This window comes from Streptomyces sp. SAS_272 (assembly GCF_052543235.1).
Genome location: NZ_JBMNDR010000061.1, coordinates 14,956 through 28,374 on the forward strand (window position 1 = coordinate 14,956; position 13,419 = coordinate 28,374).

10 protein-coding genes are annotated in these 13,419 nt (G+C 69.4%); 4 read left to right on the top strand and 6 right to left on the bottom strand.

Annotated features, from left to right (window positions below; genetic code table 11):
• The first annotated feature begins 13 nt into the window (after window positions 1-13).
• Window positions 14-622, top strand: coding sequence for a TetR/AcrR family transcriptional regulator (locus ACN6LD_RS28960; protein ID WP_445044755.1), 609 nt, complete (start codon window positions 14-16; stop codon window positions 620-622).
• A gap of 79 nt (window positions 623-701) precedes the next feature.
• On the opposite strand, the gene ACN6LD_RS28965 is transcribed toward ACN6LD_RS28960, so the two are convergent.
• The 5 genes from ACN6LD_RS28965 to ACN6LD_RS28985 all read right to left on the bottom strand — a co-directional run bounded on the left by ACN6LD_RS28965 (window position 702) and on the right by ACN6LD_RS28985 (window position 6,398).
• Window positions 702-1,553 (bottom strand): isocitrate lyase/PEP mutase family protein, encoded by an 852-nt coding sequence (locus ACN6LD_RS28965; RefSeq protein ID WP_445044756.1) that lies wholly within the window; start codon window positions 1,551-1,553, stop codon window positions 702-704.
• A 302-nt stretch (window positions 1,554-1,855) separates the two neighbouring features.
• A complete protein-coding gene (locus tag ACN6LD_RS28970) occupies window positions 1,856-2,227 on the bottom strand; it encodes a VOC family protein (RefSeq protein ID WP_319192529.1) in 372 nt (123 codons plus the stop codon).
• A 162-nt stretch (window positions 2,228-2,389) separates the two neighbouring features.
• Window positions 2,390-2,848, bottom strand: coding sequence for a hypothetical protein (locus ACN6LD_RS28975; RefSeq protein WP_445044757.1), 459 nt, complete (start codon window positions 2,846-2,848; stop codon window positions 2,390-2,392).
• Window positions 2,849-3,395: 547 nt separating this feature from the next.
• Window positions 3,396-5,261, bottom strand: coding sequence for a DUF2264 domain-containing protein (locus ACN6LD_RS28980; RefSeq protein WP_445044758.1), 1,866 nt, complete (start codon window positions 5,259-5,261; stop codon window positions 3,396-3,398).
• Window positions 5,262-5,351: 90 nt separating this feature from the next.
• Complete coding sequence (locus ACN6LD_RS28985; protein WP_319192534.1) at window positions 5,352-6,398, bottom strand: rhamnogalacturonan acetylesterase; 1,047 nt, start codon at window positions 6,396-6,398, stop codon at window positions 5,352-5,354.
• 190 nt (window positions 6,399-6,588) lie between these two features.
• Here ACN6LD_RS28985 and ACN6LD_RS28990 point away from each other — a divergent pair, with 190 nt between their 5' ends.
• Window positions 6,589-8,268, top strand: coding sequence for a rhamnogalacturonan lyase B N-terminal domain-containing protein (locus tag ACN6LD_RS28990; protein WP_445044759.1), 1,680 nt, complete (start codon window positions 6,589-6,591; stop codon window positions 8,266-8,268).
• Window positions 8,269-8,275: 7 nt separating this feature from the next.
• Here the strand turns inward: ACN6LD_RS28990 and ACN6LD_RS28995 are convergent, their stop codons facing one another.
• The gene (locus ACN6LD_RS28995) at window positions 8,276-9,688 is read right to left on the bottom strand and encodes an RICIN domain-containing protein (protein ID WP_445044760.1); all 1,413 of its coding nucleotides are present in this window, start codon (window positions 9,686-9,688) and stop codon (window positions 8,276-8,278) included.
• Window positions 9,689-10,066: 378 nt separating this feature from the next.
• On the opposite strand from ACN6LD_RS28995, the gene ACN6LD_RS29000 reads away from it, so the two are divergent.
• Together ACN6LD_RS29000 and mmuM are read left to right on the top strand one after the other, a co-directional pair.
• Complete coding sequence (locus ACN6LD_RS29000) at window positions 10,067-12,253, top strand: autotransporter-associated beta strand repeat-containing protein (protein WP_445044761.1); 2,187 nt, start codon at window positions 10,067-10,069, stop codon at window positions 12,251-12,253.
• A gap of 67 nt (window positions 12,254-12,320) precedes the next feature.
• Window positions 12,321-13,262 (top strand): homocysteine S-methyltransferase, encoded by a 942-nt coding sequence (mmuM, locus tag ACN6LD_RS29005; RefSeq protein ID WP_319192540.1) that lies wholly within the window; start codon window positions 12,321-12,323, stop codon window positions 13,260-13,262.
• Window positions 13,263-13,419: the final 157 nt, after the last annotated feature.

Consider the following 13,419-nt stretch of genomic DNA (forward strand, 5'->3'; position numbering starts at 1 on the left):
AAGGCGGTTGCCCATGCCAAGAGTCGGCCTCAGCACGGACCGCCTCGTCGAAGCCGCCGCCGAACTGGCCGACGAAGTCGGTTTCGACCACGTCAGCGTCTCGGCGCTGGCACGACGCTTCGGCGTGAAGGACGCGAGCCTGTACTCGCACGTCAGGAGCCTCGGGGAACTGCGGACCAGACTCGCGCTGTTCGTCGGCGGCGAGATGATCGACGGGATCGGCTCCGCCGTCGTGGGACTCGCCGGCAAGGACGCACTGGTCGCCTTCGCGGGGGCCTACCGGGATTACGCACTGCGGCACCCGGGCAGGTACGCCGCCACACAGATCCGTATCGACCAGGAGCGGGACCGGGAACTGACCGCGGACTCCCCCGCCCTGCGCCGCACCGCCGAGATCACCTACGGGATGCTCCGGGGGTACGGCCTCGAAGAACCCGACCTCACCGACGCCGTCCGCCTGTTGCGCAGCACTTTTCACGGGTACTGCATGCTGGAGGCCGGTGGCGGCTTCGGTGCGCCCCGGGACGTAGGCCGGTCGTGGGACAAGGCGGTCGACGCCCTGCACGCGGCCCTCACTCACTGGCCGCGAGAGACGGTGGCAGTCGGGGATGACGACGCCTGACGACGCAGCGGGACGACTGCCGTCGAGGGTGTCCCTCGGCGCATCACACCTGCCGAGGCGCCGCACTCGTCGAGTGGGTCTACGCCCCTGCGCCGAGGGCGTCGACCGACGGACGTCCGGGTGACGCCCCGGCGTCGGGCAGGGTGTTCGAGCCGGCGCCGAGGCTCGCCACCTCCTGGTAGGTCGGCGTGCGGCCGCCGGGAGTACGTCCTCCACGGACTTCGTCGAAGGCCTCCAGTGCCGCGCCCAGAGCGCGCCGGTACAGGAACGATCCGAGACTGATGCGGCTCACACCGAGCTCGGTGAGGTGCAGGACAGTGGGGCCGGCCGGGGAGTAGAGGATGTTGAGGGGCACGTCGATTTGTCGGACGAGAACGGCGATCTCCCCCGGATCGGTCAGCCCGGGGACGAACACGCCGTCGGCCCCGGCCTGTTGGTAGGCGTCGAGGCGGTCAAGCGTCTCGGTCGTGCTGCGCTCGCCGAGCCAGTACGTGTCCGTGCGGGCGTTGACGAACAGACCGGGCACGGCCGACTTGACGGCGGCGATCTTCGCCGTGTGGCGGGCCGCCGGCCCCAGAGCGTCCTCCAGGTTGATGCCCACCGCCCCCACGGCCGCAAGCAGGCGCGCCAGCTCCGCCACCTCGTCCGGATCGTCGCTGAAACCGCTTTCGGCGTCGACGGACAGGAGAAACGGTTGTGAACCCAGTGTCAGCGCGAGTCGGAGCGTCTCGTCGCGGGTCGCGGAGGCGCCGTCGGGCAGTCCCACCGCCGCGGCCACGGCCAGACTCGTCGTGCCGATCGCCCGGAAGCCCCGCCCCGCCATGGCCGTCGCGGAGGCATGGTCCCAGGCGTTGGGCAGAAGGAGGGGAGCGCCGGTGCGGTGAAGGTCGGCGAAGGCGGCCGACGTGGAGGTCGCTCGGGGTACACGCATACGACTCACGCTAGGGGCGGGTCGCTGCGGCCACCGCCGAACTGTCGCGGCCCGTCGGCAGGCAGCCGTCCGACGGCTGTTGCCGCACACCTGGCACCCCGCACGAGTGCGCTCCACGTTTGCGAGGGCTGCGGCGCTCGCGCCGGTCCGCGCGGCTCCCCTTCGGCACCCGTCCGGACAGCCGCAGGACCCCACAGCCGCACGGGTCCAGTGGTCGCGGCGGATTCACCAGCAACTGTCCCCGGTGCCGCCGCCTCCGCCCGGCCGTGACTCCGCTGCTCCTGACGATGCCGACCGAGGTGTCAGTCGGCTTCGCGCTCCCGCGCGCTGCGCTCCACGCAGAACTCATTGCCCTCGGGGTCCCTGAGGACCGCCCACCCCTTCCCGTCAGGTGTGCGACGGTCGTCGAACAGGGTGGCGCCGAGCTTGAGCAGACGCTCCACTTCCTCGTCGCGGGTGCGGTCCTGCGGCTGAAGGTCGAGGTGGATGCGGTTCCTCTGGTTCTTGGTCTCCGGAACGGTGACGAACAGCACGCCCGCCCCTGCGAGGAGCACCTCCTCGTCGCCGGGCTCGTCGTCCGCGTGGAGCGGCTCGCCCAGCACCTCGGACCAGAAGCCGCCGAGGGCGTAGGCGTCGGAACAGGCGATCGTCACATGTCGTATCGCAGAAGTCATGCACGGATTCTTCTCAATACCGCTTACGCACAGCAACACATTTTCCGAGGTCTGGTGACACCTTGGGGTGGGGTGGCACCGTTCTGCGCTGACGGTCAGGAGAGTCCGCGCTCGTTCGCCGGTGTCAGCCGGTGTTCGTCGGCGAGTCACGCAGTTGGACACTCAGTCTGTCCGACTCTTCCCGCTTCGTATGTCCGAACCGGACAGCAAGGCGTCCAAAGCCGCTCGGGCCTCGGCGATCCGATGGCGCCACTCATCGCCTCGCAGGGCCTCAGCGTCCCACTCGACCACCGGTTCGGCGCCGGTCATGCAAGAGCCGTAGACCTGGTGGGCCACCTCGTCGGTGAGGAGTTCGTCGTAGTGGAACGACCCCTCGAAAGCTGCCCAGGCCACTGATCGCGTATCCGCACAGACCCGCTGAAGCACTGCTCGCGTGTACTCGCGCACATCGAGCGAGACGTCATCGAAGTCGATGTCGTACGACACCAGACCGAGCCGCTCGATGGCTTCGGGCTGCCCCAGCAGGGGGAACGGCAGCAAGGCGTCCGGGACCATCCCGGAGAGGTGAAAAGCCTCCTGTGCCAACGGGGTGTTTCCAGAGCCGATGACGAACACGTTCACCGAGACAGGACCTCGCCAGCACAGTAAGTCACGTATCTCACCCGCCATCGTCCTTCCCTTTCTCCTCTGACCGCACCCGAGGTGTGCGCTGCCGTCGTACCACGCCGGTCACCTGTGGCGCCGCCGACTTCGACGCCATCGCGGCCGGGGTGATCACTGCCGACCACCGATTCAGGGGCGGCGGAGCGGCGAGGGCGCCGACCTGGACCTTCGCTACCTGGTCTGACCACCGAGAACTCGACAGCGAGACAACCTCGTCGACCGTGGCTGACCCGACCCTTGGGATCCGGCACGACCGTGCCGCGCGGCGAGCAGACGGTTCGGAGCACCTCGCGCCGGCTCAGAAAGCAGGCGCAGACGTCATAGTTCACTGCGTGTTCGTGGGCACTTGACCACTGCGCGGGCACGAACCTGCTTCTTCCTCGGCGCGCCTTCCGCAGCGCGGACCACGTGGCGAGCACCCGTAACAGCGGCGGCACGGCAGTCCTCGAGGACGGATCGCCGACCTGGGCGTACACCCCCGTGACGCCGGTTTACGGGACGTCACTCACCGGGGCCTCACCGACCACGACGGCGCTGCGGATCGCTCGCCCGAAGCCGCGGGACCGCCGGAGGTCGTCGACTCACGCGACGTCGTGGCCTCGTCCGGAGCGACGTGCCGGCCCGCGCCGTCGGCGTCGGCCACCGCGGTGGACCCACCCGCCGACGCCAGGAAGCGGAAGCGGCGCTCCGGGCCTGTCCGCCACCGGACACTCAGGTCGTACGCACCGTGAGCGTCGTCGGCGGCCGGAGTCATGTGCACCTCTACGGTCGCGAGGTCCTGGAGGGGCAGCGGGTCGGGCTCCGCGGTGAGCCGGGCCAACGCGACGAAGAGGCTCGCCGGGCCCGCGTCCACCACGCCCGACAGCGCAACGTGCCCCGTGAGTCCGTACACGGGCAGCAGGTCGGCCCGCTCCGCCCCGCTCTCCGTCGTGGCCCAGCCTGTGACGAGGACTTCCGTGCCCGGTGCGGCGCCCGCGACCAGATGGGCACGCACCTCGACGGCGCCGTCGGCGACCACCAGGCTCGTGACCTGGGCGCCGGAGCCTTGGACGTGCCGGGACGCCGCCCAGTCCTCCCCAGTGCCGAGCGGGACGATCCCCTCCCTGTGCGGGTCGCCGCCGACCGTGACGGCGTTGTCCGGCGGCGAACCCAGAGGCCGGGTGACGGTGGAGTATGCGAAACGCGTGTAGTAAGGGTCGTAACGGACGTCCTCGCTGCCATGGTTGTGCAGGCGGACCAACCCGTCCGAACTGGTGGACTGGATGAGCCAGTTGGGTGCGGCAAGCGGCGTGATCGCGTTTCCCCGTTCGGCCGGACCCGCTTCCTCCTGCGCCGTCCACACCTCGTGATCCGGCGGAAGGAGCAGCCCGAGGAAACCCTTGCTCGCCCAGTACGGGGAAGCCGGGCCTGAATATCCCTGGAGGACCGACTCGTCGGGGCCGTGCCAGCCGAGGGTCAGCAGTCCGTGTGCGTCGACCGCGTCCCGTTCCAGGAAGTACCTGAGTGCTCCCGAGGCGAGGCGGCGGGTCTCGCCGGGGGCGAGCGGGGTGTGGCCGGTCAGGGCGCCCAGCCACAGGGGGGCGGTGGTCGCGAAGCGGTAGGTGAGGGAGCGCCCTTGGTGCATCGGGGCCCCGTCGGCGCCGAACAGGCGGGCGTAGTCGGCGAGATGCGTCGTCAGCCGGTCACCGTAGCGGGCCAGCAGATCGGTGTCGTCGGCCAGCCAGGCGTGCAGGACCGGGTAGAGGTGCATGGCCCAGCCGTTGTAGTAGTCGAAGGCCCGGCCGGGACCGTCGGTGTACCAGCCGTCGCCGACATACCACTGCTCGATGCGCTCGAGGCCTCGGTCGATCGCCTTGCGGGAAGCCTCCGGCTCATGACCGACCGACTCCAGGAAACCGCCTACCGTGACGGGAAACAGCTCCCAGTTGCAGGGCCAGGGTTCCGCCGTGAGCGCGTCACCGAGCCAGGCCACCGCGCGTTGCCGGGTGCCGTCGTCGAGCCGGTCCCAGAGCATCGGGCGGGTCAGCCGCAGTGCGAGGGCGATGGACGCGGCCTCGACGAGGGGCTGCGCGCGGTCATCGATGCGGGGCCAGACGCCGCGGACGCCGGCCGAGAGACCGCTCGCGTAACGTTCCAGCGCGGTTTCGTCCCGGCGGAACGCGGCGAGCAGCAGCGTGCGCGCGTATCCCTCCAGGCCGTCGGAGAGCCGGCCGGACCAACTCCCCCTGCTGCCGGGAAAATGGTAGAGAGCGCGATCTTCGGTGGCGTACGGCTCCACGGCGGCGAGCAGGGCGTCGGCGGCCGCCTCCCAGTGAGCACGGGTGTATCCCGTGCGAGGGCTGCGGGCGAGGTCAGGCGGGGGCAGGTGCATGTGCTGTTTCTTTCCTTCGCGGCCTGGTCCGGGCCTGGGGACGTCAAGACCTGGGGGCGTCCCGGTTCCGGTCGGGGCGCCCCCAGGCGTTCATCCCACCCGCACGGTGCCCTTCGGCACCAGATGCCGGGCGAGGAGTTCGTCGCGCACCAGGCCCGCGTAGACGGTGGCCCCGTGCACGGAGGTGTGCGTGTTGTCCCTTTTCTCGTTGTACAGGTAGAGCGCCTTGGAGCCCTCGACGCCTAGGGACTCCACCACCGCCTTGGTCTTGGCGGTGAGGTCGATCAGCGGGACGTCCTGTGCGGCGGCGACCGAGCGGATGACCGCGGGGTGGTCGACGCCGAGTCCGTTGACCAGCAGAGCCGTTCCGTTGTTCAGCGTGCCGTCGGCGTTGAACCAGCGGCGCACGATGGGGGTCACCAGGACCGGCCGACCGCCCCTCTCCCTCACTCCCGCCACCAGTGTCTCGAGGTTCGCACGGTACGTCGCCTCGTCGGTCGTCTTGTCGTTGTGGGCGAGCTGGACCAGGACGAGGTCGCCGTGGCGGATCAGCGGCCGGACCGTGTCCCAGAGCAGCGGGTTCCCCAGGTACGTGACCGTACTCTCCCCCGAGTCCGCGTAGTTGGCGACAGAAACACCTTGCCGCAGATATTGCGGCAGTTGCTGGCCCCATCCCGTGTACGGCTCGGCAGGCTGGTCGCACACGGTGGAGTCGCCGACGAGGAAGATCTGCCGGGCGTGCCGGGCGGGGGTGACCCGGATGTTCGCCAGGGCCGGAGCGGATCCGCCGAGGACCAGGTCCAGGCCGGCGGTTCCTGCGGGACCGGTGGGCTCCCCTTCGGGGGTGCGGACGTCGACGGTGAAGCTGCGGACGACACGTTCGCCGGCGGGGACGGCGGTCTCGGGAAGCAGGGCTCGCCGGGTCTCTGCGGTGATGCTGGTGCCGGACGCGGCGCTGCCTCCGAGGACGACCTTCACCTCATAGGCACCCGGTGCCACGTCGAAGTGGCAGGCGGTGGCGGTGCAGTTGTCGATGCCGAGGGGGGCGCGACCGCCGTGGGCGTGGGCGGCCGGTGCGGCCGTCAGGCCGGCGGCCAAGGTCAGCGCCGCCAGCACGGCGGTGTTGAAACGTCTCACTTGCGGCTCCTCCGTCGTGGCACAGGGGCTGGCGGCTGGACCGTACCGCCTCTGGCAAGCGCTTTCTAGACCTGGCGCAGATTTCACAGAACTGTCTACTTCCCAGGGGTGAAAGCCCTTTCGCGAAATCGTTTCAACTGTCACCCTCTCAGACACCCGCACCCCCACACCTCCCGAAGGAGGCACCCCCATGTCCGGATCCCCGAATCACCCGGTCCGACGCCGTACCTTCGTCCTCGGCGCCGCTGCTGCCGCCGGCTCCGCCGCCCTCGCCGGGCCGCTCGCCGTCCCGGCCGCAGCAGCGGCCTTCGGCTATACCGACGACGGCGCGCACTACGTCGTCGACACCGGTTCCGCACTCGTCTTCAAGGTCAGCAAGAGCACCGGCGACCTGACCTCGCTCGTCTACCGGGGCACCGAGTATCAGGGCTACGGCGGCATGAACTCGCACATCGAGTCGGGCCTCGGCAGCTCCACCGTGACAATCGCGCGGTCCGACTCGACGATTCTCATCTCCGTCACGCACGGCACGCTCCGGCACTACTACGCGGCCCGCAGCGGCGAGAACAACATCTACCTGTGGACCAACAAGGCGGACACGTCCGTTTCGGCAACCCGTTACATCGTGCGGGTCAAGGCAGGCCTGTTCCTCAACGACGAGCCGGACTCGTACACGTACACGACCAGCACGATCGAGGCCTCCGACGTCTTCGCGAAGTCCAATGGCCAGACCCGCTCCAAGCACTACTCCGGACTGCGCGTCATGGACTACGACTACATCGGCTGGACCGCCGGCGGCGTCGGTCTGTGGATCGTGCGCAGCAACCACGAGAAGGCTTCCGGAGGTCCTTTCTACCGTTCCCTCCTGCGCCATCAGAGCGCCGACGGCGGCGGCCTGTACGAGATCCTCTACTACGGTCAGAACCAGACGGAGGCGCAACGCTTCGGCCTCCAGGGCCCGTACGTGATCGCCTTCACGGACGGCGGCGCCCCCTCCCCCGCGCTGTTCCCGGGAACGCTGAACACCTCGTGGGCGGACTCGCTCGGCATCGCCGGGTACGTCGGCGCGAGCGGCCGCGGCCGGGTCGCGGGGGTGGGCATCACGGGGCGGAACAGCACCCACGCCTACACCGTCGGCCTGGCCAACTCCTCCGCTCAGTACTGGGGTTCGGCGCGAGCGTCCGACGGCTACTTCTCGATCGCCGGGGTGCTCCCCGGGACGTACACGCTCACCGTCCACAAGAGTGAGCTGGCCGTGTACACCACGCAGGTGACGGTGGCCGCCGGCACGACGACCACGCTGAACTCGTTCGCCATCGCGTCCTCGAACGATCCGAGCAACGCGAGCGCGATCTGGCGGATCAACGACTGGACCGGCACACCGGGCGGCTTCAAGAACGCCGACCTGATGACGTACGCGCACCCGTCGGACGTTCGCGCCTCCGCGTGGACCGGCAACGTCGTCATCGGCAGCGGCAGCGAGACCTCGACGTTCCCCTGCTACATCTGGAAGGACGTCAACAGCGGTCTGCTCGTGTACTTCAAACTGACCGCCGCCCAGGCCGCCGCCGCGCACACCTTGCGCATCGGCGTGACGACGGCCTATGCCAACGGCCGGCCGCAGGTCGTCGTGAACGACGCCTGGACCTCCGCCGTACCGTCCCCGCCCACCCAGCCGAGCACCCGGTCCCTGACGAACGGGTCCTACCGGGGCAACAACCACACGTTCACCTACAGCGTCCCCGCGAGTGCCTGGCTCACGGACACCGGCCAGTACAACGTGCTGAAGATCAACGTGGTGAGCGGGTCCGGGACGACCTCCTACCTGAGCGCGGGCACATCGATCGACGCGATCGACCTGCTTGCGTGATGCAGCATCAAGAACCACGCGTCCACTGCTGATTGGTGCCGCCGTTGCACGTGTACGTGATGATCGCGGCGGAGTTGGCGGTGGACGCGCCGTTCACGTCCAGGCACTTTCCGCTCGCGCGCGAGGTGATGTTCACGTAGCTGCCCGAGGTCGTCAGCGACCACTGCTGAGCGGTGACCGAGGCATTGCAGTCCTCCTGGCTCACCGTGCCCGCATTCTCCCGCACGCACAGGGAGCTGCTGCGGACGACCAACTGGTAGTAGCCGCTTCCGACCGACTTGAACCAGTACTTCTGGTTGTTGCCGCCGTTGCAGTCGTACTGCTTGATCTGGGCTCCTGCCCAGAGCGACTGGCTGGTGACGTCCGCGCACTTGCCGCTGTGCCGGGCGATGAGCGTGTTGTAGGTGGCGCTCGTGCCCGTGACCGTCCCGGTGACGGTGTCGACCGTCACCTCGGGGGTCCAGGACATCGACAGCGAGGTGGACGTGGGGAAGGCCAGCGGCAGCCAGACGTAGCGGGAGTCGTTGACAGTGCCGCCGAAGGAGTCGCCCCACCGGTCGCCCAGATACAGGTAGGAGGTACCCGAGCTCCCCTGGACAGGGAGGACGTACGCGGTCTGCGAGCCGTACGTCGTCGCATCGCCGACGTTCGCCATGGCCGTCCAGGGGCCGGCGAGGGAGGTGGCCGTCGCGTACTGCTGCTGGTTGGGGTTCCAGCCGGTGGCGCCCGAGGTGAGCATGAAGTAGACGCCGTTGCGCTTGAAGAGCGCCGGCGCCTCGCGGTGGCCGTTGTGCCAGGGGTCGGCGACAAGGCTTGCGATACCGGTGTAGTCGGCGGTGAGCCGGTAGATCTGCAGGTCGTAGTTCTCGCGCGCCGCCGAGACCATGTACCCGGCGCCGTCGCTGTCCACGAAGACCGTGATGTCGCGCGACATGTGCTGGTCGAGCGGCCGGAAGCTGCCCTGCCAGGCGTAGTCGCCGTCGACGGTGTCGGACACGGCGACGGCGGCACGCGCCTCGCTGTAGTCCGTCCCGTTCTCCTTGTGCATCCACATCACGAACTTGCCGGTGGAGGCGTTGTAGACGACCTTCGGCCGTTCGATGTTGGCGGTGGCCAGCTCGGACGCGCTCGACTGGGTCAGCACGTGGTTGCGGAACTCCCAGTTCTTCAGGTCGGTGGAACGGTAGGCGTCCACGTACCGGAACGTGTTGTCGGCGTTGCGGTCCTCGCCGAACCAGTAGTAGTACGAGCCGACTTTGAGGACCCCGCCGCCGTGAGCATGCAGCGGATTGCCCGAGGTGTCCTTGAACTGCGTGCCGTTGGCGATCGACACAGGTGCCGCCTGGGCCGGACCCGCCGAGGCGAGAGCGCCGATCAGGGCCAGACAGAGGGCGAGCAGGGTCGCGTACGCACGTCTCATCTCACGGGCTCTCTTTCATGGTGGCGGCGACCGGAACGCCGAACACTGGGGCGCCGCCCCTGTCCGGCGCGGGACCGGGAACCGGATGCGCCGCAGGTTCTGCGGGTGGCGCGGTGGGGGGAGAACGGGATTGCGGGACACGCAGCACCGCTCGACGGCAGAGGAACGTTCGGAACTGCGAACAAGATGTGGAATGGCGAACGCCGAAAAGGTAAGGGCGTGTTACGAGCAGGTCAACGGGTCTGACGTGACTTGCCAGAAAGCCCTTTCCGGAACGTTGCCCCGTGGGGCACGGGGCTTGCCGCAGCGGAAGGGGCCTCCGTACGGTCCGAGGGGAGAATTTGTGTTATCGGCGTCGGGCCCATGCGTCTCCGATGTGTGCGCAGCCCTTTCCCCACCTCAGCAGCGGCCCTCGGCGTCCTGGCGACGACCGCAGCCCTCCTGGTCACCGCTCCCCCCGCCGTGGCCGCCGGCCCCCGGGACGTCACCGCCGACGTCCTCGCCAACCGGGACGTCAACCTCGTCGGCGACACAGTGGTCACCGTGCCTCCCGGGACAACGACTTACGACGGCGCTTTCCGCGGCCAGGGGACGCTCACCGTACGAGGTGACGGAACACTCGTCCTGACCAAAGACAGCGACTTCACCCTGCCGGCGTCCCGCCGTAGGCAGACAGTGCGCACCCAGGGCGGAAACCACCCGTACACCACGGTCAGCAACCCCGATCCGCCGGCGATCACCATCGCGCGCGGGGCGACCCTGCAGTACGGGACGGGCAAGGGCGCAGGGCTGATCGGGCATTTCCCCTACGCCACGCCCGGCTATCGGCTCAACGAGCTCAACGTTCGGGTGGACGGCACGCTCCGGCTTTCGTTGACCCGAACGTTCAACATCGGCACGATCAGCGGGTCGGGTCTGGTCACCCAGCCCCGGAACATGTGGGGCACGCTCGATCTGGCGGGCACCCACCCCTTCTCCGGGGTCATCGACAACGGTACGGGCGTCGCGGTCGGCCGCCCCGAGTTCCCGGTCTCGCTGCCCGACGCCCGAGCGATCGTCAACCAGGGCTCCTGGATCATCGACACCCCACTGAACCAGACGATCACCCTGCGTCAGGACTTCTACCAGCGGGCGTACGGCAGCGACGTCAACGTCCATACACGGCCCGGCAGCAAGGTCGTCCTCACCGGGCAGTACAGCTACAGCGACCAGGGCGGCGACACGGACCCCTCGCTCAGCGACCCGGACATCAACTGGCGTCCCGTGGCTCACCAGTTGAACAAGCGCGGCACCAACATCGAGGGCGCGAACGTGCAGTGGGGCGACGGCACCACGCACAAGATCTTCATGCCGGGGACCAAGGACACCGTGTACATCAACATGCACGAGGCCAGCGGACGGCGGTCCCTGCTGACGTTCGACTACGACGGGCCGGTCACTCTCGGCGCGCCGATCGGCGGTGGCAAGTACCACGACACACTGGCTTCGCCCGGCGCCGGTGACGTCGTCATCGCGGGAACGAAGGGAAACGACGTCACGTTCGCCGCCGACCAGCACTACGACGGTTCGACGACCGTGCAGAAGGGCGCGGTCCTGCGACTGGGGTCGGCACAGGGGGACGGCTCGCTGCTCACCGGCACGGACCGGCGTCGCATCGTGAACGACGGCACGCTCGTCGTGCGCAACGCGAAGAAGGCGATCTCGCTGTCCCGGATCGGTGGCAGCGGCTCACTCATCCAGTCAGGGCCCGCGACGACGACCCTCACGGGCCCCGCGGTGACGTACACGGGGACGACGACGATCAGGCAGGGAACGCTCGCGCTCGAGAGCGGGGCAAGCCTCGCCAACAGCAGGGCGGTGCGGCTGACGTCGGCCGCGGCGCGTCTGGACACCGGCGGCTCGCCGCTTAGGGTGACGAGCGCCCTCAGCGGCACGGGCACCGTGAAGGGGGCCGTGACGAACGAGGGCGTCGTCACCGGCGGGCTGACCGTCACCGCCGGCTACACGCAGACCGACAAGGGCCAACTGGTCCTCACGGGAAACCCGTTGAAGGCCGGTGGCAAGGTGAGTCTGCAGGGCGGACTCGACCTGTCGGCCGCGGGAGCAGCCGCCGAGGCGAACGCCGCCGAAGGCGCTTCCCCACAGATCGGCGGCGACACCCGGCCGTCGTCCGCCGCACCCCGTGCAACGCCTCCCCGTGAGATCCGAGTCCTGGAGCACACCGGCAACGGACCGACCACGGGAACGTTCGACGAGCTGCGCGAGGGAGCCGAGGTGAAACTCGGCGAAACCGTTTACCGGATCAGTTACAAGGGCGGAGACGGAAACGACGTCGTCCTGGTCGCGACGGCCAAGAGCGCCTCGGCGAGTGCGCACGGCCGGGCCTCGTCGGGAGCCGTGACGGCCGACACACGCGGTACCAGCTCCGCCGAGGGCGGCGCGTTCGGCTGGTGGCCGTACGTGCTGGCAGCAGGCCTGCTCGGCGCGCTGTTGTTCCCGGCTACCAAGCGCACACGAGGCAGAGGACGCCGTCGAGGCGGCAGGCGCTCGGCCCTCGGGCGGTGACGGGGGCGATCTGTTCACGGGCTGGACCCGTCGGGCCTTCCGCCGGCTCTTCGACTAGCGTCGTGACATGACCAGCGACACCCCCGCTCCTCACGCGGAGACCGCCCTCGCCACCGCGCTCGCCGCCGGCACCGTCGTCCTCGACGGCGGCATGTCGAACCAACTGGAGTCCGCCGGGCACGACCTCAGCGACGAACTGTGGTCGGCGCGGCTCCTGGCGGAGCACCCCGAGGCGATCACCGAGGCGCACCTCGCGTACTTCGCGGCGGGCGCCAACGTGGCGATCACCTCCAGTTACCAGGCCACGTTCGAGGGCTTCGCCAAACGCGGGATCGACCACGAGGAAGCGGCCCGACTACTCACGCTGAGCGTGGAACTGGCCCGAGACGCGGCTCGGAGGGCCCGGGCCCAAGGAGTCGCGCACCCGCTGTGGGTGGCCGCTTCGGTCGGACCGTACGGCGCGATGCTCGCGGACGGTTCCGAGTACCGAGGCCGTTACGGACTGAGCGTCGCGGACCTGGAACGTTTCCACCGGCCGCGCCTGGAGGTGCTGGCCGCCGCGGGGCCTGACGTACTCGCTCTCGAAACGGTTCCCGACGCCGACGAGGCCGAGGCGCTGTTGCGCGGAGTGCGCGGGCTCGGCGTGCCCGCCTGGCTGTCGTACTCCATCGACGGTGACCGTACGCGGGCCGGGCAGCCGTTGGAGGAGGCGTTCGCGGCGGCCGCCGACGTGGACGAGGTGATCGCGGTCGGTGTGAACTGCTGCGTCCCCGGGGACGTCGACGCCGCCGTTGCGACAGCGGCACGCGTGACGGGTAAGCCGGTCGTCGTGTATCCCAACAGCGGCGAGGCCTGGGACGCCACGGCACGCGCCTGGGTCGGACACTCCACCTTCGCCCCCGAGCAGGTCCTGGCCTGGCAGCAGTCCGGGGCCCGGCTGATCGGAGGCTGCTGCCGGGTGGGCCCGGAGGCGGTCGCCTCCATCGCCCGGACACTGGCCTCCGCTTAGCCCTCCTGGCGGTACCCCCTGCGGGGCGCCGGCCTGCGCTCGGGAGGACGGTGCTGCCGGGTTTCCGAGGCAGGCGGGGGCAGGGGTCGGGAAGTCGAGGAAACTACAGAAACCGTGCGCAGCACGATTCGGGACATGGTCGCCCGCGCTCGCCGGT

What these genes read in the sequence shown, in the direction of transcription:
- ACN6LD_RS28960 (WP_445044755.1), top strand. Translation starts at nt 14, where the DNA reads ATGCCAAGAGTCGGCCTCAGCACGGACCGCCTCGTCGAAGCCGCCGCC.
- ACN6LD_RS28965 (WP_445044756.1), bottom strand. Translation starts at nt 1,553, where the DNA reads ATGCGTGTACCCCGAGCGACCTCCACGTCGGCCGCCTTCGCCGACCTT.
- ACN6LD_RS28970 (WP_319192529.1), bottom strand. Translation starts at nt 2,227, where the DNA reads ATGACTTCTGCGATACGACATGTGACGATCGCCTGTTCCGACGCCTAC.
- ACN6LD_RS28980 (WP_445044758.1), bottom strand. Translation starts at nt 5,261, where the DNA reads ATGCACCTGCCCCCGCCTGACCTCGCCCGCAGCCCTCGCACGGGATAC.
- ACN6LD_RS28990 (WP_445044759.1), top strand. Translation starts at nt 6,589, where the DNA reads ATGTCCGGATCCCCGAATCACCCGGTCCGACGCCGTACCTTCGTCCTC.
- ACN6LD_RS28995 (WP_445044760.1), bottom strand. Translation starts at nt 9,688, where the DNA reads ATGAGACGTGCGTACGCGACCCTGCTCGCCCTCTGTCTGGCCCTGATC.
- mmuM (WP_319192540.1), top strand. Translation starts at nt 12,321, where the DNA reads ATGACCAGCGACACCCCCGCTCCTCACGCGGAGACCGCCCTCGCCACC.